14 protein-coding genes are annotated in these 10,814 nt (G+C 37.5%); 9 read left to right on the top strand and 5 right to left on the bottom strand.

Going from position 1 to position 10,814, the window contains the following annotated elements:
* Positions 1-233: 233 nt before the first annotated feature.
* The 9 genes from FTV03_RS11340 to FTV03_RS11300 all read left to right on the top strand — a co-directional run bounded on the left by FTV03_RS11340 (position 234) and on the right by FTV03_RS11300 (position 5,813).
* Positions 234-602 (top strand): hypothetical protein, encoded by a 369-nt coding sequence (locus FTV03_RS11340; protein WP_078190788.1) that lies wholly within the window; start codon positions 234-236, stop codon positions 600-602.
* A gap of 3 nt (positions 603-605) precedes the next feature.
* On the top strand, positions 606-1,022 hold the full coding sequence (locus tag FTV03_RS11335) for a hypothetical protein (RefSeq protein WP_180041449.1): 417 nt from the start codon (positions 606-608) through the stop codon (positions 1,020-1,022).
* Between the two features lie 584 nt (positions 1,023-1,606).
* Positions 1,607-1,867: a hypothetical protein gene (locus tag FTV03_RS11330; RefSeq protein WP_168379492.1), complete on the top strand. Its 261-nt coding sequence runs from the start codon at positions 1,607-1,609 to the stop codon at positions 1,865-1,867.
* Between the two features lie 3 nt (positions 1,868-1,870).
* Positions 1,871-2,626 (top strand): zeta toxin, encoded by a 756-nt coding sequence (locus FTV03_RS11325; RefSeq protein ID WP_257220757.1) that lies wholly within the window; start codon positions 1,871-1,873, stop codon positions 2,624-2,626.
* 43 nt (positions 2,627-2,669) lie between these two features.
* Positions 2,670-2,915, top strand: a complete 246-nt coding sequence (locus FTV03_RS11320; protein WP_180041448.1) for a hypothetical protein — start codon at positions 2,670-2,672, stop codon at positions 2,913-2,915.
* Positions 2,916-3,155: 240 nt separating this feature from the next.
* Positions 3,156-3,569, top strand: coding sequence for a YeeE/YedE family protein (locus FTV03_RS11315; RefSeq protein ID WP_180041447.1), 414 nt, complete (start codon positions 3,156-3,158; stop codon positions 3,567-3,569).
* Between the two features lie 2 nt (positions 3,570-3,571).
* Positions 3,572-3,991, top strand: a complete 420-nt coding sequence (locus FTV03_RS11310) for a DUF6691 family protein (protein ID WP_180041451.1) — start codon at positions 3,572-3,574, stop codon at positions 3,989-3,991.
* Complete coding sequence (locus FTV03_RS11305; RefSeq protein WP_180041446.1) at positions 3,991-4,875, top strand: MBL fold metallo-hydrolase; 885 nt, start codon at positions 3,991-3,993, stop codon at positions 4,873-4,875. Before FTV03_RS11310 ends, FTV03_RS11305 begins: the two co-directional genes overlap by 1 nt.
* 176 nt (positions 4,876-5,051) lie before the next feature.
* Positions 5,052-5,813: an alpha/beta fold hydrolase gene (locus FTV03_RS11300; protein WP_180041445.1), complete on the top strand. Its 762-nt coding sequence runs from the start codon at positions 5,052-5,054 to the stop codon at positions 5,811-5,813.
* A 45-nt stretch (positions 5,814-5,858) separates the two neighbouring features.
* On the opposite strand, the gene FTV03_RS11295 is transcribed toward FTV03_RS11300, so the two are convergent.
* From FTV03_RS11295 to tssA, 5 genes are read right to left on the bottom strand one after another with little or no spacing between them, the layout of a single operon-like run.
* Complete coding sequence (locus FTV03_RS11295; RefSeq protein ID WP_180041444.1) at positions 5,859-6,815, bottom strand: M15 family metallopeptidase; 957 nt, start codon at positions 6,813-6,815, stop codon at positions 5,859-5,861.
* A complete protein-coding gene (locus tag FTV03_RS11290) occupies positions 6,812-7,483 on the bottom strand; it encodes a hypothetical protein (protein ID WP_180041443.1) in 672 nt (223 codons plus the stop codon). The genes FTV03_RS11295 and FTV03_RS11290 overlap by 4 nt, the downstream gene beginning before the upstream one ends.
* Positions 7,484-7,495: 12 nt before the next feature.
* Positions 7,496-8,299 carry a type IVB secretion system protein IcmH/DotU gene (gene icmH / locus FTV03_RS11285; protein WP_111885479.1) on the bottom strand — a complete coding sequence of 268 codons (804 nt, stop codon included), beginning with the start codon at positions 8,297-8,299 and terminating at the stop codon, positions 7,496-7,498.
* A 9-nt stretch (positions 8,300-8,308) separates the two neighbouring features.
* On the bottom strand, positions 8,309-9,673 hold the full coding sequence (gene tssK / locus FTV03_RS11280; RefSeq protein ID WP_078193368.1) for a type VI secretion system baseplate subunit TssK: 1,365 nt from the start codon (positions 9,671-9,673) through the stop codon (positions 8,309-8,311).
* Between the two features lie 5 nt (positions 9,674-9,678).
* Complete coding sequence (gene tssA / locus FTV03_RS11275) at positions 9,679-10,809, bottom strand: type VI secretion system protein TssA (RefSeq protein ID WP_180041442.1); 1,131 nt, start codon at positions 10,807-10,809, stop codon at positions 9,679-9,681.
* Positions 10,810-10,814 lie beyond the last annotated feature (5 nt).

Raw genomic sequence — 10,814 nt, 5'->3', positions numbered from 1 at the left:
GTTCCACTTTAGATATTTGTTTAAGATGAGATGTAACTCATTGAAATGTGTCATCATATTCGTCGTCAGAAAACAAGTATTATGCCATTATTTCAATGAGTTATCTTTTTTTGTCGTGTACAAAGAAATGAATTGATAAAACAAGGCTCGAATGCTTTCGCACGGAAAAAATTTATCTATATAAGTGTAATTCACGGTAGAATGCCCGAAACCTATATGGCCTGAGAACAAACATGGCAAAACATACGCAAAATTCATCACCTTTGGCAGAACTGATTGCAGAACAAAAACTTTTATGTGAAGAAGTGGGTTCTGCATATGTAGAAGTGCAGGGCGATGATGTAATTGCTGTGGCTGTCCATACCTTAAATAAAGATCCAATAGTTGGTATTCGTAAGCCTGCAGAAGGTGATGAAAATGTCAGTTGGTATATTTATGGCGGCGAGCTTGAAGGCGCAGATAACTTTGAAACAATGACTGTGCGTAAACTGCAAGATGTTGTGCCTGAAGTGCTACCGTATTTAGCTTTGGATGTGGGCTATCGTTTTATGATCGATGCTGATGATTATGAAGATGTCTGGAAAGAAGGTGATGAGGCTTAATTTATGCATTCTCCATTGATGTATAAACCTTATGTCTTTATTTTTTCTGTGTTTACTGCTTCTGTAGCATATGCAAATGTGAATGAAGCGGTTACTCCACAACTGACTCAAGCTGAATATAATGCTCAGATACATACATATACTGAGCAAATTAATTCAACCAAAGCCATTTTAGATGACCCTACATCTACTGCAACGGGTCAGCAGCAAACTCAAGCTTTTTGTTTAAGATTGAATGCATATCGACAGATTTTAGAAATTTCTCAGCAAAACTCAGCTCTTGAAATGGCCAATCTAATGCGAGTGGCTTCACAGCACTACTTACAACAACAGCAACAGCAACAGCAACAGCAACAGCAACAGAGTATGCAGTCATCTGGCTTAAACGAAAGTGCATTTTGTTCGAGTCCTACAAAATAATTTAGGTTTAAATTTCTCTTCTAAAACTTTTGGGCTCTAGTCTAACTTTCTTTCATTTTGTTCTATTTTTCATAATTCGAAATGGTCTAATATTTCAAAATTATTACAGCATTATTCACTATAGGTGCAGTTTCTAATAATCTTAGAAGTTGAAAATGTAGATTGTCAGAAAATGATATAAAATATGCTTAAAATGATAAGTCCATCACATTATTATGATTGGGTTAGAACGATTTATATGCAACAAACATCCCTGGTCCTGTTGCATAGGTCAGTACTAATACATCAACTTGTTGATGTCGTTCTCTTTTGGCCACTGAATAAGTGGCTATTTTTTTGTGAAAAATTAAATGCTTAATTGGGTGATAAATCCAATGTAGGTAACTTTTACTTAATTCCTGATTTACTATCCACACACATTGACTCATATACGACATTCTTTTCGAGTAAGATAATCAAATGATTTAAGCACTTTGAATTTTTATCGATTTCCTTTCAGTATGAGTGATGGATAAATAGACAAATATTGCGAGTATGATAAGATGATTGAACACATTATTTTTGATGTTTGAGGAGTTGTTTCCATGACAGCTTATACTTCAGTAATGAAAGCAAGCCAATATGAGGACGATATGATCCCGAGCCTTGCTATCCATGCATTTCGCCATGCTTTTGAACAAGCAAGTGCTTCATCCACTGTGGTTTATGTAAAAGGTCTACAACTGGTTCAACGTCTGCAAAATGGTCAAGAAGTACAAATAAAAGATGTTTCAGCCGACTTCGTACAAGTGGATGATCTACCTAAAATTTTAAAACGTAAAAAGAAAATAGAGGAAATTGTTTAATACATGCCTCCACAACCTCGCATTAGAATGTTCGCGGGTCCAAATGGTTCAGGTAAAAGCACAGTTAAAGAATATTTATTGCCCCATCATATTGGGGCATATTTAAATGCGGATGAACTGGAAGCTCAACTGAAAAATTCACACCGGCTCAATTTGTTGGATTACCATCCCGCTTTAAAATCAGAAGCATTAATTGACTTTCTAGATACGAAAAAACGTCCCGCGAATGGAGCATTTATTCCGCTATTAGCACGAAAACCTCAGATATTAGATCCGTGGAAAATTGAATTTCATCCAGATCAGATTGATTCATACCTTTGTGCAAGAATTATCGATTACATCCGTTTGCAGTTTCTAGAACTAAAAATTAGTTTTACCTTTGAAACGGTGATGTCCCATATTTCCAAAGTAGAATTTCTACGCGAAGCAAAAAGAAAAGGCTTTCGAACCTATCTGTATTATGTTTCCACTATTGATCCTGTTATCAATATTTCACGTGTTCAGTACCGAGTGAAAACGGGTGGACATGGTGTTCCAGAACAAAAAATTCGCGAACGTTATTATCGAAGTATGGATTTGTTAATGCAGGCGGTAGAAGCAACGGATCGTAGTTATTTATTTGATAACTCTGCCGATGGACAGCATGCTTCTTTCATTGCGGAAATTGAACAAGCTGAAATTTTAAAGATGAATTCAGGTATTCAGCGTTTACCTTGGTGGTTTGTAGATAAGGTGCTTAAAGAGTTTGAACCAAATTAATATCAACTGAACGTAATAGAAAACAACATAACAGGCTGAACTTATGCAGAATAATGACTATGAATTACAACAACATTCAAACTCATCTCCATTAGATCAAACTCATCTTGATCAAGCCATTGAGCAGCAAGCTGAACAAGAACAGCAAAAAAATAGTACATCATCTGATCCTTTATCTTCTGTAGATTTGACTGACTTAGCTGAAATTGGTTCGAATATTATAGAATTGGGTTCAGATGCTTTAACATGGGTGAGCGATGCACTCAGCGATATCAGTATTGATCTATAAATTATCTATTATTTCAATTAACTTCATAATAAACAGCCTTTATTGAAAAATCTCCGAGGAAATATTCCGTGATTTTTCAAGTTTATAAATTATTTCTAAATAAATTAATCAAACACCTTTGAACCGTTAAATTATTAAATTAGGAAAAGGCAAATTAGAACGAATATTTCGGCGTGAGAGCTTGCATCTTTTTCTAAATAACATATTATAAAAACATATAATGTTTTGTGGCTGATGAATATGCATCCATTTCTAACTGCTTTTCTCGGTGGGACCTTATTGGGCCTGGCCGCAGTTGGCTACCTATACGTACATGGTCGAATCGCAGGTATCAGTGGTTTAATTGCGCAAACGCTGAATCGCCAAACGATTTTAAAAACACCCGCGATCTGGTTTTTAGCAGGACTTTTTATTGTGCCTTTTATCTACGGGCAATTGACCTCTGTGACAATCGAGCTGGATGCAAGTCCATGGATGATGATCATTGCCGGTGTTTTGGTTGGATTCGGAACTCGATTAGGCTCAGGTTGTACTAGCGGTCATGGCATTTGCGGTATTAGTCGTCTTTCTAAGCGTTCATTCGTTGCAACTGCTAGTTTTATGTTGGCAGGGATTATCACAGTTTATGTAATGAGACATGTAATCGGAGCTTAATGATGAAAAATATATTGGCTTTTATTTTTGGTGGAATTTTCTCATTAGGTTTAATGATTTCGGGCATGTCTAATCCAGAAAAGGTCTTAAGTTTCCTTGATATAACAGGGCAGTGGGATGCGAGTTTAGCTTTTGTGATGGTGGGAGCCATTGCAGTTGCATTTATTCCATTTCAAATGGCCGTTCGTCAATCAAAACCGACAACCTTTGATGGGACGGCGATTGAATTACCGAGTAATAATCAAATTGATGCAAAACTCGTCATGGGGAGTGTTATCTTTGGAATAGGTTGGGGCATTGCTGGGATTTGTCCTGCGCCAGCCTTTACTTTGATCGGGCTTGGTTATTATCAAGCGATCTATTTCGTTGTAGCGATGTTTGCGGGCGTCTATATACATCGTAAATTTTCGGGAGCAAATTAATGTCAAATCGTGCACAGGTACAACATTTTTTTGATGAAAATACCAATACATTCAGTTATGTGGTAGCCGATCCGCAAACAAACCGATGTGCGATTATAGACAGTGTATTGGATTATGATGCTGCTTCTGCAACTACTCAAACTAAGCATGCAGATTTGATTATTCATTATATTCAAGAAAATAGCCTAAGCGTAGAATGGATTTTAGAGACGCATGTGCACGCAGATCACTTAACCGCATCTCAATATTTAAAACAGGTTCTTGGTGGTAAAATTGCGATGAGCCATAACATCAAGATTGTGCAGGAAACATTCAGCGCCATTTATAATTTTGATGTGAAATATTTTAATTCACATCAGTCTTTTGATTATTTATTTGCAGATCATGAGGCATTTAAAATCGGTGAGTTAAAGGCCTATAACATTCCAACGCCTGGACATACACCTGCTTGTCTGAGCTATGTGGTTGGTGATGATGCTGTGTTTGTCGGTGATACCTTATTTATGCCTGATTATGGCACAGCACGCTGTGATTTTCCCAAGGGCAGTGCAGCAGTATTATTCGATTCAGTACAAAAGATTTATCAGTTAGCACCTGAAATGCGCTTGTTTTTATGCCATGACTATTTACCAGAAAATCGGTCAGAATACTGCTGTGAAAGCAGTGTACATGCGCAAAAACAGCAGAATATTCATATCCACGTTGGTACGAAAAAAGAAGATTTTGTCACAATGCGAACTCAGCGTGACGCAAAATTGGCTATGCCAAAACTGATTTTACCTGCAATACAAATCAATATGGATGCAGGTAAATTTCCAAAACCAGAAGGGAATGGTATTCGCTATTTAAAAATTCCTTTTAATCACTTTAAATCTGCAAATTAAAGACAAAGATCTTTTAGGTTGATTGCGGTTGGCTATTTTATTTATAAAATAGCCTAAGCAAGTTAAATCATATACCACATACAAATAGCCTAAGTAAGACTAATAATTTTTAACTGTCATTTGATTTCATTCCATCAACTAGGCATCATAATATCAACATAGCAAAGTATTCAAAAATGATCCTAAATTACGAATATCATCAAAAATTAGAGGGCGAAACGCATCCACTAGTCTTTATTCACGGTTTATTTGGCAGCCTCAGTAACTTAGGGATGCTTGCCAGAGCTTTTCAAAATTCACATTCTGTCATTCAGCTTGATTTACGAAACCATGGTAAATCACCTCAAAGTACAGAAATGGATTATCGTGAGATGGCAAACGATGTACTTGAGACATTAGATGCGATTGGCATCGATAAGTTCTCAGTGATTGGCCATTCCATGGGTGGCAAGGTCGCAATGCAATTGGCTTTAATCTCAGAGCGGGTAGTGCAACTTGTTGTACTGGATATCGCGCCCTTTGCATATCAAGAACGTCATCATGATGAAATATTTAAAGCTTTGATCGCTGTACAAAATGCACAAATTCAATCTAGACAACAAGCGGTTGAAATTATGCGTGAGTATATTCATTTCGATATGGTGATACAGTTTCTGCTCAAGTCTTTTAGCAAAGGACAATGGTTGTTTAATGTAGATGCGTTGTATAAACAATATGACCAGATTATTGGTTGGGAAAATATTGAAAATACTTGGCAACAGCCTGTATTGTTCCTCAAAGGTGGACAATCACCTTATATTTCAAAAGCGGAACATACTAAGGCGATAGAACACCAATTTCCACATGCGAAAATTGTAGAAATAGAAGGTGCAGGCCATTGGTTACATGCAGAAAAAACAACTGAAGTTATAGAGCAAATACAAAATTTTTTAAATTAATACGGTGTGCCTTCAAATATATTTTGCAGGCACAACATCGAAATATTACTCAATCGAAATGTTATTGGCTTGAAGCTGACCTTCAGAGGTGAGTAATGCCGCCATCTCTGCAGTTTTTTTCAGGCCTGGCATACGATATTCTGTATGACCATAATCTTGAATAGATTTCCAGCGTCCACCCCATGTTAAACCAACAGACTCAGCGGCTTGACCATAAAGTTGATAACCACGCATAGCCCAAGGGTCTCGTTCAGTAATGACCACTTTGCCATTGCGTTTAAAGGCGACATCGGCTGCTAAACCAAACTGATGATAACTTTGGAAGCCACGGGCACGAGTGGTATTTTTATTGGTGGCTAAATTATTTTGACGTTCAGGACTCCGATAACCTTCGAGCAAAACCATTTCGTAGCCATGCTGTTCACGCATAATTTTAAATACCATCAATAAACGCTGCTTATAACGTGGGTTCATTTTATGCCATTTACGATCTGCTGAAGGCACATCTGTAGAGTATGAATGCGTATGGATATCTTGAACTTCTGGATTGAAACTTAAGGCCATAACAGATGGCTGCTCAATCATTGCTGCTTCTTCAGCGATCGCTTCTTGAACAAGATATTCTTCAACTTCAGGAGGTGCATCTAAAACCTGTCCATCGAGCATCGAGTAAATTTGAGGATCGACTTTGCGTAAATAATCTGCTTCTACTTTACTTGCAGTAATCGGGCGAGTAAAAGCAAATAATAAAATACTGGCAAACAGTAAAAAGCCTGCAAATAAAATCCACCATTGTTGTAAATGCCAGTGTGATTGAATCTGTTGTGGTGCTGCTGCATAGTTCAGTTCATAAGCAAAATTTTTGGCGTGCTGAATTCTTTTTTTACTTTGTGGAATGATTTGAAAGAAAAAATCTTGAACTTTAATTCTTAGCTCATAAGAAAAGCAAAGCACTGTCACCAGTGCTAAGACAAAGAAACAACTAACCAAAAAAATGATCATGGAGAAACTGTAGCGCTCACAGTCGCATTGGCAGTGCTTGTTGCAGCAACCACTTTTGGACGTTTGGTTTCAGAAATTTGCGTTCCGCCCATCGGTTCTTCGAAGTGCTCATCTTCTTTCACTACTTTCGTAGATGGATCTGTAGGCTTGGTCACCTTGGCCGTTGTTGGCGAAGCTTTTGGTTTCGCTATAGTATTTGGAATATGTGATTTAACGGTTGTTGTAGCAGCTACAACAGGGCGCTGCGGTTGGGTAATTTCAAAAGGTGAACGGTTATTCGTCACAGCTTGAACAGGCTGAGTTGCCTTAGCCGTGTTACCATGATTGAAAGCAGTAGCTAAATCATTCGAATATAAGTCATTATCCGGATCTTTTTCTTCAGTTGCATGAACGGTTTGCTGCGCTTTTTCAGCTGAAGCTTGCTCATTTTCGTTTTGACGAGGTACAGCGGATGCCTCAGTTTCAGCTTTATCTTCAGTTGGGGCAGAAGTAGTCATTTCTGCATTTGTAGGCTGATCGTCAGAATTTAGATAAAAATATCCCAGGCCAACAACAATAATCACCGCTGCACCAACAAGAAAGCCGATAGCAGCATGAGCTAAAGGCGGTAAATTATTTTTTTGAGTCGACTGTAAAATTCTAACGTTATTCGATTTTTCGTTTGCCATGGTGTCTAAGTCTTATGGTAAATGAATGGTGATATAAGCCTGTTCCGATGGGGCAGTTATGACGTTTTGATATTGTGATAACGCCTGATTATTTTGGCTAGATAACATATATCTCAGTCCACCAAATGCTAATACAGCAAACAAAGCCCAAAAGATAATGATCCAAAAAAATGGTAATTCACGGTGAATAATGTTTTTAATTTGATCCGGTAATGCCGCGAAAGGCGAAAACGCCTTTTTACCTTTCATATAATCAATTTCATCGCCGACACGTGCAACGAGTGAATTGAGCATTTCAATCGATTCAAGGCGGTATTTACCATGAAAACCAAGGAGCATGCAGTAATGATAAACTTCAAGTGCAGCTAATCGATCTTTATTTTTAGAACGAATTTGCTCTAAATTTTCAAAAAAACGATAACCAGCTAGCTGAGAACCAAAAAGACTTAATTGCAGTGGATTCATCATCCAATTGTTTTGTAAATCAAAAAAGCGAGCATCTTGTTGGGTGACAATGGTTTCATCTAATAAAGCACAATAGGCATATTTTGCGTCCGTGATATCTTCATTGCTGAATTGAAGCTTACGGGCTTGGCTTTCAAATCGGTTTAATAGATCCATAATTTTTGTCCTGAAACTTTCAGGGCTGGATGGAACATATTGATTTTTGAGTAAAAATACGATGTAAAAACCATCATGCAGTAGATCAACTAAATTGGTTGAACTGTTGATTTTCGGTTCAGCACTTGGTTTTGAAGAGCCTAATCCAATTTGACCATCGTCAAAAAGTGAAGGGGCATTATTTGAAATATTCATGATTGCTCCTTAACCATTCATCACTGCAATAAGTTCAATCGAGATATCTTGGAAGCCAGCTGGTATGTAAACGCAGATCGATTCAGAATCAAGCATACGTTGATACAAATCATTATTTGGCTCAACTTCAAAATAACTCACACCTGAACGTACTGGAATTGCTGTTGGCACTTGCATCATATGTTGCAATGGAACAGCAGGTAATGCCGCCATGACACGCTGTTCAACATCGACAGTGTTGCCGACTTTAAAGCGCAGCGGTACATAAGAAATAATGTCATGTGTCGGCATCACGCTACTTGAAACAGCTAAATACAGGCGCGAATCGCGAGTAATTTTGTCACTTTCAAGACTGCCGACCCAGTAGGATTGACGGGTTTCTTTCAAGTTAATACTGATATATCGATTTGAAATAATCGTATCGAGCAACTCACGTAAAATCACATCTAATTGAGCAAAACTTTCTTGCAAATTATGATGTTGATACTGCGGAAGCTGATCTACTTCGTAAGCTGTCGAGAAGGTGAGCAAGGAACCTGTCAGACGCAATAATTCAAAATACAAACGTTCAGGATGAATCAGTGGATATTGCAATAAATGGTTCAGGGTTGCATGCGCAGTATTTAGCGCATTAACCAACCAAAATGACACGATATCACCTGAACGGAATTCAATTAACTTTTGTTCGTTTTCACGATTATTCGATTGAATGGTTTTAATTTTAGCTTTAATGATATTCAGCGTTCGTTTAAGCCCGGTAATCAGTGAATCACACGAACTAATATGTAATATTGGTGGGATAAATTGATAATCTAAAACAAAATTACCAGAACTTTGGCGCTTAATTCGGCCAATAGGCATGTAAAGAAAACCATCAAGATTGTGCTGTGGTTCTTGGCCTAATTCAAAGATTTTAAACTCTGCACGGCGGCGTAATAAAGTGATTTCAGCAGCCGTCGCATCTGTAAACAAATCATGAGTTTCAGTCAAATGTGAATGATAGCGACTCGATTGGGTATTTTCTTCAAAATTGACGTTTCGTTTATTCGGTTGAACGATTGGTAATGCTAAATAAATTTGCATTTCACCGCGTAAATTTAATGAATCAAGTAGTACAGGCTCAGGTAATAAGTCTTGTGCAGGTGCTTGATAAATCTCGCCATCTTGCCAAATCATTTCAACTTTATTCAAAGCCAAAGTATTGGTACTGAGTTGTGATTCATCAAAAATTAAACTTTGAATACCATAAGCGAACGGTATTGTTGCGCGAACCGTATGGTTTAAACGCTGTTCATGATAAGCATCTTGTAATTGAAAGTGTTGTGGGCGTAAAAATAATCCTTCACCCCATAAAATTTTTTCTGCTTTAAACATTGTTTTTACCAGTCGCTATTCGATTCATTACTTTGTTGCTGAACACCTAACATTTCTTGTACAGCTTCAAGAGGGTTTTCATCCTTAATCACATGAGTTAACCATTCATGTAGAGGCATTTGTGACCATTTAATGGTTTTTTGCAGCATATAACTGACAGGGCTATGCGGCTCATTCACTTGAAAATAGTCAGCAATATCTTGCAAGACTTTCATGGCTTGTTCACGGTTTTCAAGATGATTTTGCACTTGAGGTTTAAACTGCTGTGTATGCTGTTGTTGTATTATTTGCATATCATTCTGCACGGAAGTTTCAGTGGAAAGTGTCTGGCTTTCAATTGGAGAATTTGATTGAACCTGTTCAGCGCTCGATGAATTGATAAAAGCATCTGCTTTATAGATTTTTTTTAAGCTCAAGTGAATCATTTCGATTTGAGAGTCAATGCCAGCAAAGCTTGGCGCATCTAAACCCATCAAATCATCAAGAGTCGTTTTTAAGTTTTCCCAATGGTTTAAAATATCTAAAAACTGTTGGTAATACTGGTATTGAATTGATTTTGACGTATTGAACAAGGCATGTTCAAACTGTTCCATACCATTAAAAGACTCTTCTTGATCATCATCTTCATGGTTGGATTTACGTCTTTGGTTTTGAACATGAAGTAGTCGATCATAGTCGGATAGGGAATAAGCTGCCGCGCCATGAACGATTGAAACTGATTTAATTAATGTTGGGATTTGATTAATTATCCCTTGTAATAAACCTAGACGTTGATCAAGGTCATCATCTTCAATTTCAGGATGAAGTTGTAGCCAAAAGTCTTGCAAACTTTTTTGTGTAAGTTCAATCCCTTTGGCAATCCCTTCAAAACCATGAATGTGAGTCCACGCTTCAAGCAACCAACCATATAAGCGAATATCTTTTGTATGTTCGCGAAGTAGATCTGACGATTTTTGGTGCACAAAGCCCCAATCTGCCTGTTTCGGTTCTGCGATCCAGTCGCCTTGATCCAATAGCGGGTCATCTTGTGTTTTAGCTTTTTTAATTGCATGAAAATCATTTGAAAATGAAAAATCACTACCGCAAGGTAAATCATCCGTAATCGGTTGCAATAAAGCGTCGAGCTCTAAACTCATATTCT

The organism is Acinetobacter sp. YH12218 (assembly GCF_013417925.1).
GTDB classification, from domain to species: Bacteria; Pseudomonadota; Gammaproteobacteria; order Pseudomonadales; family Moraxellaceae; genus Acinetobacter; species Acinetobacter amyesii.
Note: the sequence above shows the minus strand (reverse complement) of the source record. Positions and strands in the feature narration are given on the sequence as shown.